Below are 14,737 nucleotides of genomic sequence, written 5' to 3'. Positions count from 1 at the left end.
TAAATCACAATGAGTCAGGTTGATTATGACCGCTGACACTAGAGCCTAGAGATTATCGGTCTAATCCGTGGCTGGCACTCCCCGGGCATTTCTGTTGGAGTGAAGTCGCCGGGCCAGCCCTCGCGGCGGTCTGTAACAGCTTGGTCACCCGGCCATTCTAGAGTAAGCACACAACCTGATGAGGAGACAGGCCATGTCCTTGCAACACAGCAGCAATGACAAGATTCAAGTGATCCGTACCCAGCCGAACCAGTCTCTGGGGTGTGCCATCATCGACGCCCAGGGTCGCGAAGTACCTATTACTGAAGACATGATCCAGAACGCCTGCCGCGAACTGGAAAAGCGACTGGTCAAGCCTGCTCGGCAAGATTGACACACAGCCTCACGTCCTCTTGACCCGGCCTTGCGGCCGGGTTTTTTATGCGCGGTTTCAGGCTTCCCTGGCACCCAAGGCACGGACGGTCCGGCTCAAGGCCGCGGACTCGCCCTGGATGCGCACTTCCAGGCCGTCGATCTCGCGGCGCTCCGGATAATGCTTGCGCAGACCATCGAAGGCGCTGCGCTGCTGAGCTACATCATCCGACAGGCTACGGCGAAAATCCGCATCGTCACGACGCGGGTCATACACGGCACGACAGATCATCGCCAGGGCCCAGGCCGGGTTCGCATTGGCATTCAGGCTGACCTGAGGCACCCAGGGCGCCGGCAGCAAGGCCGACAGGCTGACCTGCTCGGCCTGCCCGAGGAAACGGCAGTAGGCCTGGTAGATCTGCGCCGTGCCCCGTTGCTTGCCGTCCAGGCTGTAACCGGCGATATGCGGCGTCGCCAGCACGCAGAGGTCCGCCAGGGAAGCATCCACCGTCGGCTCCTCCTCCCAGACATCCAGCACCGCCTGCAAGTCCTCGCGCTGGCGCAGCACCTCAGCCAGGGCCCGGTTATCCACCACCGGGCCACGGGCCGCGTTGATCAGCCAGGTGCCGTGCCTGAGCCGGTTCAGCCGCTGGCGATCCAGCAGGTGCCAGGTGGAGTCTTGCCCGCTCTTGGTCAGGGGTGTGTGCAAGCTGATGACATCGCAACGCTCGAGCAACTGCTCCAGGCTGACATAGTCGCCGCCTTCCGCCGCCTGCCGCTGCGGATCGCAGACCAGCACATTCCAGCCCAGGCCACGCAGCACCTCGATCAGGCGCCCGCCCACTTCACCGGCACCGACCACGCCATAGCAACGCTGCGCCAGGTCCACGCCTTCGATCTCGGCCAGGGTCAGCAGGCTACCCAGCACATAGTCCACCACGCCCCGGGCGTTGCAGCCCGGGGCGCTGGACCAGGTGATCCCGGCCTGCTGGAAATGCTCCAGGTCCAGGTGATCGGTGCCGATGGTGCAGGTGCCGACAAACCGCACCGGGCTGCCTTCCAGCAACTGGCGGTCGACCTGGGTCACCGAGCGCACCAGCAACACATCTGCCTGCTCCACGGTCGCCCGGTCGATGGCGCGCCCGGGGAAACGCCGGATCTCGCCGAAACCGGCAAAGAACTCTTCGATCAGGGGGATATTTTCGTCGGCAACAATCAACATGGCAGGCTCCTCTGGCGGAGCCGCAGTGTAGGCGCAGATGCCAGGCCGGGCTAGCGCGGCATGCGCGCGAACCGGCATTTTCACCACTCCCGGCGCTTACAAATCCACAACACGGGATGTTTTCCTGACTGAGATGTCAACGCGTAGACTGTCGCGTCCTGCGCAACACCACCTATGGACGCTACGCCCCGTGAATTCCGTGACTGACTCCCCTGCCGCCACCGCCACCAGCCGCCCTGCCCGGGTCGGCCGTGAACTGCATGACCTGCTGGTACTGGCCCTGCCCATCATGATTGCCCAGGTGGCCACCACCGCCATGGGCTTTGTCGATGCCGTGATGGCCGGCCGGGTCGGCCCGCGGGATCTGGCAGCCGTCGCCCTGGGCAACTCGGTCTGGATTCCGGTGTTCCTGCTGATGACCGGCACCCTGCTGGCCACCACGCCCAAGGTGGCGCAGCGCTTCGGCGCCGGCAACCTGCACGAGATCGGCCCGCTGGTGCGCCAGGCACTGTGGCTCGCCGTGGTGGCCGGGATCTCGGCCCTGCTGATACTGATCAGTGCCGAGCCGGTGCTGCACCTGATGAATGTCGATCCGGAACTGATCAAGCCCTGCATGGGCTACCTGCACGGCATCGCCAGTGGCTTGCCGGCGGTAGCGCTGTACTACGTGCTGCGCTGCCTCAGCGATGGCCTGGGCCGCACGGTGCCGAGCATGGTCATCGGCCTGGGAGGCCTGGCCCTGAACATCCCCATCAACTACATCTTCATCTATGGCCATTTCGGTGTACCGGCCATGGGCGGCGTCGGTTGCGGCTGGGCCACGGCCATCGTGATGTGGGCCATGATGCTGGGCATGGCCGGCTGGATTTTCTGGGCACCGGCCTACCGCAAGATCCAGTTGTTCAGCCGCTTCGACTGGCCGCAAGGGGCGATGATCGGGCGCTTGCTGAGCATCGGCCTGCCCATCGGCATTGCAGTGTTCGCCGAATCGAGCATTTTCGCGGTGATCGCCCTGCTGATCGGCAGCCTGGGGGCCACGGTGGTGGCCGGGCACCAGATCGCCCTCAACGTCAGCGCCCTGATGTTCATGATTCCCTACTCCCTGGCCATGGCGGTGACCGTGCGGGTCGGCCAGGCCCTGGGCCGCCAGCAACCCCGCAATGCGCGCTTCAGCGCCGGCGTCGGCATGGCCACGTCACTGGCCTACGCCTGCCTTTCGGCGAGCCTGATGTTCTTCCTGCGTGAGCCCATCGCCACCATCTACACCACCGACCCGATGGTGATTCAGGTCGCTTCGATGCTGATTGTGTATGCGGCGCTGTTCCAGTTTTCCGATGGCATCCAGGTCACGGCGGCAGGCGCATTGCGCGGCTACCAGGACACTCGGGTGACCATGATCCTGACCCTGTTCGCCTACTGGGGGATTGGCTTGCCGGTGGGCTACGCCCTGGGCCTGACCGACTGGTTCGGCCCGGCGCGGGGCCCGAGTGGCCTGTGGGAAGGCCTGATCGTGGGCTTGAGCTGCGCGGCGCTGATGCTGTCGATCCGCCTGACCCGCAGCGCGCGCAAGCAGATCCGCATCAGCCGCTCGGCGGGTTAATCGAGCTTCTTGCGGATCCAGTAGAGGTAGGTACCTGCCTCTTCCTGCTGCGCTACCAGTTCATGGTCGAGAAACACGCAGAACTTGGGAATGTCGCGGCGGGTGGAGGGATCGGTGGCAATCACCTTCAACAGCCCGCCCGGCGGCAGGTCGCGGATGTGCTGGTGCAGCATCATCACCGGCTCCGGGCAGTTGAGGCCGGTGGCGTCGAGGGTGCCGTCAACCGGCGTATCGATAATCTGGCTCATGAATCACTCCTGAAACTGGCCGGCATTGTCGCGCAATACCGCCATCGGTTCATCTGTTGCTGTCGTTCCACGGCCCCGGTCCTGCCGTAGGAGCTGGCTGCCAGCGAAGGCATCCTCACGCCTTGCACAAGTGCGGGGCCTTTTTCGCCGGCAAGCCGGCTCCGACCAGGAAGCGGGCGGTGTTGCGGGCACTACGCCGATTTGGGCTTTTTCAGATCCAGGCGCCGCAGGTGGCAGGTGACTTCCTCGCGGTCGTGGTACAGCTGCTTGCAGCCAATGGCCACGCGAATGCCCCGGGCCTTGAAGCCTTCTTCGATGCGCTCCAGCAAGCGCTTCACTTCGGCATAGCGCTGCTTCATCGGCAGCTTGAGGTTGACCACCGCCTCGCGGCAGTGCCCCTCGCCGATCCAGGTCTCCAGCAGCGCGGCGTTGCGCGCCGGTTTCTCGACGATGTCGCAGACCATCCAGTCCACCGGCTGCCTGGGCTTGTAGGTAAAGCCGTCCGCCATCAGGTGCTGCACCAGGCCAGTGTCCATCAGGCTTTCAGCCATGGGGCCGTTGTCCACGGCGGTCACCAGCATGCCGCGGTTGACCAGTTGCCAGGTCCAGCCGCCCGGGGCAGCCCCCAGGTCGACGCCGGTCATGTCGCCATGCAGACGCTCGTCCCACTGGTCCCGAGGAATGAAATGGTGCCAGGCCTCTTCCAGCTTCAGGGTCGAGCGGCTCGGCGCTTCCCGGGGGAATTTCAGCCGTGGAATGCCCATGGGCCACATGGCCGAGTTGCCGGCATCAGCCAGGCCGACGAAGACTTCCCGACCGCTCTTGAAGGTCAGCAACAAGCGTGGCTTGGTCGCGTCGTCCACCAGCTTGCCGGCCGCGGTCAGGGCCTTGCGCAGGGGGGCTTCGAACTTCTTGCAGAAGTTGGACAGCTCCTTGCCATCGTTGGTGTCCACCACTTCCAGCCACAGGCTGCCGCACTGCGGGAAGTTGGCCAGGTAGGCAAGGATCACGCTGATGCGGTCGGTTTCCGGCAGGTCGATGAAGCCGCCCCGGGCCCACTGCCGGGGAAAGATCAGCTCCGGGAAGCGCAGGCCCTGCATCAGACGCTGGGCCCCGTCGTCCTCGGTGCAGATGAACTCGGCGCAGGCGGTGCTGGGCTTGGCCTTGGCATAACCGGCGACATTCAGCCGGGCCGCGTGGTCGGCGATCTCGGAGCAGACTTCGCCCTCGAAGCCGGGCCGGCAATGGATAAACAGGGTGTTCATTGAATCTCCTGGGCAAATGGCGATGAATCGATGCGCAAACCTGCCCTGTAGCAAAGCCTGTCACGAAAACCGGCGCATGATAACCGAGTTCGGAACCTTGGACTGAGCCCAGCAGTCCAGTGATTAGCTATAAGCCCCAAACAGAGCTAGGTTAACTCTCTGTCCGTATCACAGGCCCGTAGCCGTGCGGGCCACAAGGAGTCATTCAATGCCATCCCTCGATAGCCTGAAAACCCTTAAGACCCTAAAAGTCGACGACAAGACTTATCACTATTTCAGCCTGCCGGACGCCGCCAGGAGCCTGGGTGATATCGACACCCTGCCCATGTCGCTGAAAGTCCTGCTGGAAAACCTGTTGCGCTGGGAGGACGACAAGACCGTCACCGGCGCCGACCTCAAGGCCATCGCGGCCTGGCTCAAGGAGCGCCGCTCCGACCGCGAGATCCAGTACCGCCCCGCACGGGTGCTGATGCAGGACTTCACCGGGGTGCCGGCGGTGGTCGACCTGGCCGCGATGCGCGCCGCCATGGCCAAGGCCGGTGGCGATCCGCAGCGGATCAACCCGCTGTCACCGGTGGACCTGGTGATCGACCACTCGGTGATGGTGGACAAGTTCGCCAGCAGCAGCGCCTTCGAGCAGAACGTCGATATCGAGATGCAACGCAACGGCGAGCGCTATGCCTTCCTGCGCTGGGGCCAGAGCGCCTTCGACAACTTCAGCGTGGTACCGCCGGGCACCGGCATCTGCCACCAGGTCAACCTGGAATACCTGGGGCGCACGGTCTGGACCAAGGACGAGGACGGCCGCACCTACGCCTTCCCCGATACCCTGGTGGGCACCGACTCCCACACCACCATGATCAATGGCCTTGGCGTACTGGGCTGGGGCGTGGGCGGGATCGAAGCCGAGGCGGCGATGCTCGGCCAGCCGGTGTCGATGCTGATTCCCGAAGTCATCGGCTTCAAGCTCACCGGCAAGCTCAAGGAAGGTATCACCGCCACCGACCTGGTGCTGACGGTGACCCAGATGCTGCGCAAGAAAGGTGTGGTCGGCAAATTCGTCGAGTTCTACGGTGACGGCCTGGCCGACCTGCCCCTGGCGGACCGTGCCACCATCGCCAACATGGCGCCGGAGTACGGCGCCACCTGCGGCTTCTTCCCGGTGGATGACATCACCCTGGACTACCTGCGCCTGTCCGGGCGCCCCGACGAGTTGGTGAAACTGGTGGAGGCCTACAGCAAGGCCCAGGGCTTGTGGCGCCTGCCGGGCAAGGAGCCGGTATTCACCGACAGCCTGGCGCTGGACATGGGCACCGTGGAGGCCAGCCTCGCTGGCCCCAAACGGCCGCAGGACCGGGTTGCACTGCCCAACGTTGCCCAGGCTTTCACTGACTTCCTCGACCTGCAGTTCAAACCCACCAGCAAGGAAGAAGGCCGCCTGGAAAGCGAAGGTGGCGGTGGTGTGGCGGTGGGCAACGCGGACCTGGTGGGCGAAGCCGACTACCAGTACGACGGCCAGACCTATCGCCTGAAAAACGGTGCCGTGGTGATCGCGGCCATCACCTCCTGCACCAACACCTCCAACCCCAGCGTCATGATGGCCGCCGGCCTGGTGGCGAAGAAGGCCGTGGAAAAAGGCCTGCAACGCAAACCCTGGGTCAAGAGCTCGCTGGCCCCAGGTTCCAAGGTGGTGACCGACTACTACAAGGCTGCCGGCCTGACGCCCTACCTGGACCAACTGGGCTTCGATCTGGTGGGATACGGCTGCACCACCTGCATCGGCAACTCCGGCCCGCTGCAGGAGCCGATCGAGAAAGCCATCCAGCAGGCCGACCTCAGCGTGGCCTCGGTGCTGTCGGGCAACCGCAACTTCGAGGGCCGGGTGCATCCACTGGTGAAAACCAACTGGCTGGCCTCGCCCCCCCTGGTCGTGGCCTATGCCCTGGCGGGCACGGTGCGCATCGACATCAGCAGCGAGCCTCTGGGCCAGGGCAAGGACGGCCAGCCGGTGTACCTGCGGGACATCTGGCCCAGCAGCAAGGAGATCGCCGACGCCGTGGCCCAGGTCAACACTCGGATGTTCCACAAGGAGTACGCCGAAGTGTTCGCCGGGGATGCACAGTGGCAAGCCATCGAAGTGCCGCAGGCCGCCACCTATGTGTGGCAGGACGACTCCACCTATATCCAGCACCCGCCGTTCTTCGATGACATCGCCGGCCCGCTGCCGCAGATCACCGATGTCAGCGGCGCCCGGGTACTGGCCCTGCTGGGGGACTCGGTGACCACCGACCACATCTCCCCGGCCGGCAACATCAAGGCCGACAGCCCGGCTGGCCGCTACCTGCGGGACAAGGGCGTGGAACCGCGGGACTTCAACTCCTACGGCTCACGGCGCGGCAACCACGAAGTGATGATGCGCGGTACCTTCGCCAACATCCGCATTCGCAACGAAATGCTCGGCGGCGAGGAAGGTGGCAACACCTTGTACATTCCCACCGGCGAGAAGTTGGCGATCTATGACGCAGCCATGCGCTACCAGGCCGACGGCACGCCGCTGGTGGTGATCGCCGGCCAGGAATACGGCACCGGTTCGAGCCGCGACTGGGCGGCCAAAGGCACCAACCTGCTGGGGGTCAAGGCGGTGATCGCCGAAAGCTTCGAACGTATCCACCGCTCCAACCTGGTGGGCATGGGCGTCCTGCCCTTGCAGTTCAAGCTGGACCAGAACCGCAAGAGCCTGAAGCTGACCGGCAAGGAAACCCTGGACATTCTCGGCCTCAGCGGTACGGAACTGACGCCGCGGATGAACCTGACCCTGGTGATCACCCGTGAGGATGGCAGCCAGGAGAAGATCGAGGTGCTGTGCCGCATCGATACCTTGAATGAAGTGGAATACTTCAAGTCCGGCGGGATCCTGCACTACGTTCTGCGGCAACTGATTGCCTCCTGACGCTGCCTGAAAAAAACACCGCCTTCGGGCGGTGTTTTGCATTGGGCTGCCGTGCCAGGACGAGGTGGTTATACTGCGCGCCCGCCAAATCTGACTCACCGGTCGCAATGGCGACTACAGATCCGGCGCAGTACTACGTCTCTGCAATACCCATTCTTACGCAACAAGGATTCCCCATGACCGCTCTGCCATGGATGTACCTGGCACTTCTTTCCATTGGCTACGCACTGGCCCTGAGCTACGGGCAACTGGGCCTGCTGGCCGCCCTGTCGATCTTGCTGCTGTTGGCTGCCGGCTTTGCCGTGCGCCAGCAACGCAGCCGCGTCGGCCAGTACCTGGGCCACGGCCTGTTCGTGGTGCTCGCCCTGGCCCTGGCCATGCACTGGCTGCCCGGGTTCTACAATGGCCGGGCCATCGACCCGCAACGCTTCACCGACGATGCCGTGCCCTTCTCCCTGTACCTGAATCAGGACAAGCCGCTGATCGGCTTCTGGCTGCTGCTGGTATGCCCGTGGATAGTCGGGCGGCGCTCACTGCGCCTGTCGCTGTATGCCACCGCCGTGGCCCTGGCTCTGTGTGCGGTAGCCGCACTGGGCGGCGCACTGCTGCTGGGCATGATCAATTGGGCGCCGAAATGGCCGGAGCAGGCCTGGCTCTGGGTGCTGAACAACCTGCTGCTGGTGACCCTGGTGGAAGAGGCGCTGTTCCGCGGCTATATCCAGGGTGGCCTGAGCCGGCGCTTCAAGGCCCTGCCCTACGGCGAGAACCTGGCGCTGCTGTGCGCGGCGCTGCTGTTCGGCCTGGTGCACCTGGGCGCGGGGTGGCAATGGACCCTACTGGCAGGCATCGCCGGCGTCGGCTACGGTCTGGCCTATCGTTTTGGCGGCCTGGGGGCGGCGATAGCCACTCACTTCGGTCTCAACCTGTTGCATTTCGGCCTGTTCACCTACCCGATGCTGGCCGGATAACCCGCCAGCTGTTTTACCAAACCAGTACTTCAGGACTATTGACTGCCAAGGAAGAAGGTCAATGATTAGCCCCTCGCCAACGCCGGCTGAAACCTGCCGGCGCTTTTTGCAAGCGACACATTCTGCCAATGAGACCCAGAGCCGATTATTGAAAAATAATTTCAATAATCGGTTGAAGCGGCCGACAACCTATCAAAGCCTTGCGGATTGAAAAACCATGCGTAATAACCAGCCTGTCACTCAGCGCGAACGTACCTTCCCGGCTCAACAACGGTTGATTTCCACCACCGACGCCAAAGGCGTGATCACCTACTGCAACGACGCCTTTGTCGAGATCAGTGGGTTCTCCCGTGAAGAACTGGTTCGCGCACCGCACAACCTGGTACGTCACCCTGATGTGCCGGCGGCGGTGTTCGCGCACATGTGGGGCACCTTGAAACAAGGCTTGCCATGGATGGGCATCGTCAAGAACCGCTGCAAGACCGGCGATCACTACTGGGTCAACGCCTATGTGACACCGGTTTTCGAAGGCAGCCAGGTGGTAGGTTACGAGTCGGTCCGGGTCAAGCCCACCGCCGAACAGGTGCGCCGCGCCGAAGCCCTCTACCAGCGCATCAACACTGGCAAGTCGGCCATTCCCAAGCGTGACAAGTGGCTGCCTGTGCTGCAGGACTGGCTGCCGTTCATCCTGGTCAGCCAGCTGAGCTTCATGATCGGTGCCTGGCTCAACTCCCACTGGGGCTTCGCCCTGGCCGCCGCGCTCTCGGTGCCCCTGGGCCTGCTGGGCCTGAGCTGGCAGCAGCGCGGCCTCAAGCGCCTGTTGCGCCTGGCCGAGCAGACCACCTCCGACCCGCTGATCGCTCAGATGTACACCGACAGCCGCGGCGCCCAAGCCCGCCTGGAGATGTCGATCCTGAGCCAGGAAGCGCGCCTGAAGACCTGCCTGACCCGCCTGCAGGACACGGCCGAGCACCTCAACGAGCAGGCCCGCCAGTCCGACACCCTGGCCCACAACAGCTCCAGCGGCCTGGAGCGCCAACGGGTCGAGACCGAACAGGTGGCCACCGCGGTCAACCAGATGGCCGCCACCACCCAGGAAGTGGCCAGCCACGTGCAACGCACCGCCGACGCAACCCAGGAAGCCAATCGCCTGACCGGCCGTGGCCGCGATATCGCCGGCGAAACCCGCGAAGCCATCCAGCGCCTGTCGGTGGTAGTGGGCGAAACCGGGCTGACAGTAACCCAACTGGCCAAGGACAGTGACGAAATCGGCGGCGTTGTCGACGTGATCAAGGGCATTGCCGACCAGACCAACCTGCTGGCCCTGAACGCGGCCATCGAAGCCGCCCGTGCCGGTGAAATGGGCCGCGGCTTTGCCGTGGTGGCCGACGAGGTGCGTCAGTTGGCACAGCGCACCAGTGAGTCCACCGGGCAGATCCATACCCTGATCGCCAAGCTGCAGCAGACAGCCGCCACCGCCGTGCAGACCATGGACGCCGGTCATCGTCAGGCCGAAGAAGGCGTGGCCCGGGTGCTGGAAGCCGACCAGGCACTGGTGGGCATCAGCGAAGCGGTGGCCAACATCACCGACATGACCACCCAGATCGCTGCCGCCACCGAAGAGCAAAGCTCGGTGGCCGAAGAGATCAGCCGCAACATCAGCACCATCGCGCAACTGGCGGACCAGACTTCGGAGCAGGCCCAGCATTCGGCCGAGCTCAGCGAAGCGCTGACCCGCACCGCACACACCCAGTACTCGCTGGTGGAGCGCTTCAACCGCTAAGCCCCTAGGGCCGGCAACAAAAAACCGGAAGCCAAGGCTTCCGGTTTTTTTATGCCCGCAAATCCAACCGACAACCGTAGGAGCGAGCTTGCTCGCGATAAATCTTCACCGCGCTCCAAATTCGAAGGCCGGGTGAACGCTTCGCGAGCAAGCTCGCTCCTGCAGGATCAGCTCAACGCTTTCAGGAAGGCAGCAACCTTGAGCGCCGCAGATTCCAGATGCTGCTCATGGCTGAAACCCGAGGCCTTCAGGGGCTTGAGATCGTGATCAGCGGCCGCCAGCCAGTACAACTCGATACCGGGTGCCAATGTATAGGCCTCGACCGCCTGGCGATTGCCCAGGGCGTCACGCTCGCCCTGCACGATCAGGCTCGGCACTGATAGATCGGCCAGATGCGCCACCCGCGGTTTTTCCGGTTTGCCGGCGGCATAGAACGGATAGCCCAGGCACACCAATGCATCGGCCTGCAGTTCATCGGCCAGCAAACTGGCCATGCGCCCGCCCATGGACTTGCCGCCCAACGCCAACACCCCAGTGACATAAGGTCGCACCAGGGCATGCACCTCGCGCCAGCATTCCAGCAACCTGGGCGCCGGGTTGGGCGGGCGTTTGCCGCCGTCCAGGCGCCGCTGGGCCATGTAGGGAAACTCGAAGCGCAAGACGTTCACCCCATGCCCCGCAAGGCGTACAGCAATATCGTTCATGAACCCACTGTCCATGGGCGCGCCGGCGCCATGGGCGAGGATCAGGGTCGGCGCCGACTGCACCTCGACGCCCTGCGCGACATCCCACAACCAGCCCCGCTCCCGCACACACTGCGCCCATTGACCCCCGTCAATACTGGCCTTGTGCTCATTGCTCATGCTTGCCTCGCTTTTAGTCTGCCTATAACTCCAGACGAAGTGAGCGCGCCTTGCCGTGCGCAGTCGCTTTCACTTCAACTGAACCGTGGATGGGGAACCATGAACACTTCTATCAGTACCGCCTACAACTACAAGGTGGTCCGCCAATTCGCCATTATGACGGTGGTGTGGGGCATCGTCGGCATGGGGCTCGGGGTTTTTCTCGCTGCCCAGTTGGTCTGGCCCGAACTCAACTTCGACTTACCGTGGACCAGCTTCGGCCGTCTGCGGCCATTGCACACCAACGCGGTGATCTTCGCCTTCGGCGGCTGTGCGCTGTTTGCCAGCTCGTTCTACTCGGTGCAACGCACCTGCCAGACCACGCTGTTCGCGCCGAAAATCGCCGCGTTCTGCTTCTGGGGCTGGCAACTGGTGATCCTCCTGGCGGCCATCAGCCTGCCACTGGGCTACACCAGCTCCAAGGAATACGCCGAACTGGAATGGCCGATCGATATCCTGATCACCATTGTCTGGGTGGCCTACGCCATCGTGTTCTTCGGCACCCTGATGCAGCGCAAGACCAAGCACATCTATGTGGGTAACTGGTTCTTCGGCGCGTTCATCATCACCGTGGCCATCCTGCACATCGTCAACAACCTGGAACTGCCGGTCAGCTTCACCAAGTCCTACTCGGTGTATGCCGGTGCGACCGATGCGATGGTGCAATGGTGGTACGGCCACAACGCCGTGGGCTTCTTCCTGACCGCGGGCTTCCTGGGGATGATGTACTACTTCGTACCCAAGCAGGCCGAGCGCCCGGTGTACTCCTATCGCCTGTCGATCGTGCACTTCTGGGCACTGATCACCCTGTACATCTGGGCCGGTCCGCACCACCTGCACTACACCGCGCTGCCGGACTGGGCTCAATCCCTAGGCATGGTGATGTCGCTGGTTCTGCTGGCGCCAAGCTGGGGCGGCATGATCAACGGCATGATGACCCTCTCGGGCGCCTGGCATAAGCTGCGCAGCGACCCGATCCTGCGGTTCCTGGTGGTATCCCTGGCGTTCTACGGCATGTCGACCTTCGAAGGTCCGATGATGGCGATCAAGACCGTCAACGCCCTCTCCCACTACACCGACTGGACCATCGGCCACGTACACGCCGGCGCCCTGGGCTGGGTAGCGATGATCTCCATCGGCGCGCTGTACCACCTGATCCCGAAAGTCTTCGGCCGCGAGCAGATGTACAGCACCGGCCTGATCAACACCCACTTCTGGCTGGCTACCATCGGCACCGTGCTCTACATCGCTTCGATGTGGGTCAACGGTATCGCCCAGGGCCTGATGTGGCGTGCGGTCAACGAGGACGGCACTCTCACCTACTCCTTCGTCGAAACCCTGGTGGCCAGCCACCCAGGCTTCATCGTGCGACTGGTGGGCGGTGCGATCTTCCTCAGCGGCATGTTCCTGATGGCTTACAACACCTGGCGCACCGTGCGTGCCGCAGTGCCAGCCGAAGTCAACGCCGCTGCGCAGATGGCCTGAGGAGTCCGCCATGAAACACGAAACGATTGAGAAAAACGTCGGCCTGCTGATGCTGCTGATGGTCTTCGCGGTGAGCATCGGCGGTCTGACCCAGATCGTCCCGCTGTTCTTCCAGGACGTCACCAACAAGCCGGTGGAAGGCATGAAGCCCTACACCGCCCTGCAGCTGGAAGGCCGCGACATCTACATCCGCGAAGGCTGCGTACAGTGCCACTCGCAGATGATCCGTCCGTTCCGCGCCGAGACCGAGCGTTATGGTCACTACTCGGTGGCCGGTGAAAGCGTCTGGGACCACCCGTTCCTGTGGGGTTCCAAGCGTACCGGTCCGGACCTGGCCCGGGTGGGCGGTCGCTACTCCGATGACTGGCACCGTGCGCACTTGTACAACCCGCGCAACGTGGTGCCCGAGTCGAAGATGCCGGCCTACCCATGGCTGGTGACCGCACCGGTGGACAGCAGCCACACCGAAACCAAGCTCAAGGTCATGCGCACCCTGGGCGTGCCGTACACCGACGAAGACATCGCCGGCGCCACCGCCACGCTCAAGGGCAAGACCGAAATGGACGCCCTGGTCTCCTACCTGCAAGTGCTTGGCACTTCGATCAAGAGCAAGAGGTGAGCCATGGGTTTTGAACTCGATAGCGGCATGATCCGCGGCCTCGGGACCCTGGTAGTGATGATCGCCTTCATCGGCCTGTCGATCTGGGTGTTCAACTCAAAGCGCAATCCCGAGTTTGCCCAGGCCCGCCTGCTGCCCTTCGCCGACGACCCGATGCCGGGCACGGCACCGGCCGCTAACACAACTGATGACGCTCAACCTCAAGAGCCTGCAACAAGGAGCATTCGGCCATGACCACCTTCTGGAGTACGTGGATCTGCGTACTGACCATTGGCAGCCTGATCGGCCTGACCTGGCTGCTGGTCGGCACCCGCAAGGGCGAGACCAAGGGCAGTGTCGACCAGACCATGGGCCACGCCTTCGATGGCATCGAGGAGTACGACAACCCCTTGCCGCAATGGTGGTTCCTGCTGTTCGCCGGGACCCTGGTGTTTTCCGTTGGCTACCTGATCCTCTACCCGGGTCTGGGTAACTGGAAAGGCATTCTGCCGGGCTATGAAGACGGCTGGACCCAGACCAAGGAATGGGAAAAGGAGATGGCCAAGGCGGACGTGAAGTTTGGTCCGATCTTCGCCAAATTCGCGGCCATGCCGGTGGAAGAAGTGGCCAAGGACCCGCAAGCGCTGAAAATGGGCGGACGCCTGTTCGCCTCCAACTGCTCGGTCTGTCACGGTTCCGACGCCAAGGGAGCCTTCGGCTTCCCGAACCTGGCGGACGACAACTGGCGGTGGGGCGGCAGCGCCGACACCATCAAGGCCACCATCATGGGCGGCCGCATGGCGGCCATGCCAGCCTGGGGCGAAGTGCTCAAGGAAGCAGGCGTGAAGAACGTGGCAGCTTACGTTCGCCACGACCTGGCCGGCCTGCCCCTGCCAGCCGACAGCGATGCCGACCTGGTAGCCGGACAGCAAGCGTTCAGCACCACCTGCGTAGCCTGCCACGGCGCTGACGGCAAAGGCACCCAGATCATGGGCGCGCCCGACCTGACCCAGCCCGCCGGCTTCATCTACGGCACCAGCCTGGCCCAACTGCAACAGACCATCCGCCATGGTCGCCAGGGCCACATGCCAGCGCAGAGCGAACTGCTCGGCAATGACAAGGTACAACTACTGGCCGCCTACGTTTACAGCCTCTCCCACGGCAACAAGCCACAGGCTGAAAACACCCAGTAAGACGAGTCACGGCAAGCTGCGGGTTCCCGACTTGCAGCTTGCCGCTCGTGGTTCAACTTCCCGCTCCTTTGCGACCAAGTGTCGCACCCTCTCCCGAAGCGCGTTTGCACTCATCTGATTCAGGTCTAAGCTTGCCCCGATGGGGACTGGCACGGGCTGGTCACAGGCCAAC

At 63.5% G+C, this 14,737-nt stretch carries 13 protein-coding genes; 9 read left to right on the top strand and 4 right to left on the bottom strand.

What is annotated here, in order from left to right:
• Positions 1–193 precede the first annotated feature (193 nt).
• Positions 194–373, top strand: a complete 180-nt coding sequence (locus tag AC1RGE_RS31360; protein ID WP_011060254.1) for a PA1571 family protein — start codon at positions 194–196, stop codon at positions 371–373.
• A 57-nt stretch (positions 374–430) separates the two neighbouring features.
• Here the strand turns inward: AC1RGE_RS31360 and pdxB are convergent, their stop codons facing one another.
• Complete coding sequence (gene pdxB / locus AC1RGE_RS31355) at positions 431–1,573, bottom strand: 4-phosphoerythronate dehydrogenase PdxB (protein WP_492585679.1); 1,143 nt, start codon at positions 1,571–1,573, stop codon at positions 431–433.
• A gap of 190 nt (positions 1,574–1,763) precedes the next feature.
• Between pdxB and AC1RGE_RS31350 the strand changes: the two genes are divergently transcribed.
• Complete coding sequence (locus tag AC1RGE_RS31350; protein WP_492585677.1) at positions 1,764–3,173, top strand: MATE family efflux transporter; 1,410 nt, start codon at positions 1,764–1,766, stop codon at positions 3,171–3,173.
• Here the strand turns inward: AC1RGE_RS31350 and tusA are convergent.
• Positions 3,170–3,421, bottom strand: coding sequence for a sulfurtransferase TusA (gene tusA, locus AC1RGE_RS31345; protein ID WP_011060251.1), 252 nt, complete (start codon positions 3,419–3,421; stop codon positions 3,170–3,172). The genes AC1RGE_RS31350 and tusA overlap by 4 nt on opposite strands.
• Before the next feature lie 191 nt (positions 3,422–3,612).
• Positions 3,613–4,686: a 23S rRNA (cytidine(2498)-2'-O)-methyltransferase RlmM gene (gene rlmM / locus AC1RGE_RS31340; protein WP_015634804.1), complete on the bottom strand. Its 1,074-nt coding sequence runs from the start codon at positions 4,684–4,686 to the stop codon at positions 3,613–3,615.
• Positions 4,687–4,894: 208 nt separating this feature from the next.
• Here rlmM and acnA point away from each other — a divergent pair, with 208 nt between their 5' ends.
• The 3 genes from acnA to AC1RGE_RS31325 all read left to right on the top strand — a co-directional run bounded on the left by acnA (position 4,895) and on the right by AC1RGE_RS31325 (position 10,387).
• Positions 4,895–7,636, top strand: a complete 2,742-nt coding sequence (gene acnA, locus AC1RGE_RS31335; RefSeq protein ID WP_011060249.1) for an aconitate hydratase AcnA — start codon at positions 4,895–4,897, stop codon at positions 7,634–7,636.
• Positions 7,637–7,812: 176 nt separating this feature from the next.
• The gene (locus AC1RGE_RS31330) at positions 7,813–8,604 is read left to right on the top strand and encodes a CPBP family intramembrane glutamic endopeptidase (RefSeq protein WP_019094612.1); all 792 of its coding nucleotides are present in this window, start codon (positions 7,813–7,815) and stop codon (positions 8,602–8,604) included.
• A gap of 217 nt (positions 8,605–8,821) precedes the next feature.
• Positions 8,822–10,387: a methyl-accepting chemotaxis protein gene (locus AC1RGE_RS31325; RefSeq protein ID WP_053150094.1), complete on the top strand. Its 1,566-nt coding sequence runs from the start codon at positions 8,822–8,824 to the stop codon at positions 10,385–10,387.
• Between the two features lie 167 nt (positions 10,388–10,554).
• Here the strand turns inward: AC1RGE_RS31325 and AC1RGE_RS31320 are convergent, their stop codons facing one another.
• Positions 10,555–11,250, bottom strand: coding sequence for an alpha/beta family hydrolase (locus AC1RGE_RS31320; protein WP_492585675.1), 696 nt, complete (start codon positions 11,248–11,250; stop codon positions 10,555–10,557).
• Between the two features lie 99 nt (positions 11,251–11,349).
• On the opposite strand from AC1RGE_RS31320, the gene ccoN reads away from it, so the two are divergent.
• The 4 genes from ccoN to ccoP are packed head-to-tail and all read left to right on the top strand — an operon-like array spanning position 11,350 to position 14,565.
• Positions 11,350–12,774: a cytochrome-c oxidase, cbb3-type subunit I gene (gene ccoN / locus AC1RGE_RS31315; protein WP_011060245.1), complete on the top strand. Its 1,425-nt coding sequence runs from the start codon at positions 11,350–11,352 to the stop codon at positions 12,772–12,774.
• 10 nt (positions 12,775–12,784) lie between these two features.
• The gene (gene ccoO, locus AC1RGE_RS31310; RefSeq protein WP_011060244.1) at positions 12,785–13,393 is read left to right on the top strand and encodes a cytochrome-c oxidase, cbb3-type subunit II; all 609 of its coding nucleotides are present in this window, start codon (positions 12,785–12,787) and stop codon (positions 13,391–13,393) included.
• 3 nt (positions 13,394–13,396) lie between these two features.
• Positions 13,397–13,627, top strand: a complete 231-nt coding sequence (locus AC1RGE_RS31305) for a cbb3-type cytochrome oxidase subunit 3 (RefSeq protein ID WP_492585673.1) — start codon at positions 13,397–13,399, stop codon at positions 13,625–13,627.
• A complete protein-coding gene (gene ccoP, locus AC1RGE_RS31300; protein WP_011060242.1) occupies positions 13,624–14,565 on the top strand; it encodes a cytochrome-c oxidase, cbb3-type subunit III in 942 nt (313 codons plus the stop codon). The genes AC1RGE_RS31305 and ccoP overlap by 4 nt, the downstream gene beginning before the upstream one ends.
• Positions 14,566–14,737: the final 172 nt, after the last annotated feature.

This window comes from Pseudomonas sp. GW823-FHT02C05 (assembly GCF_058797595.1).
The sequence above is the reverse complement of the archived record's forward strand: the minus strand, read 5'-3'. Positions and strand labels throughout refer to the sequence as shown.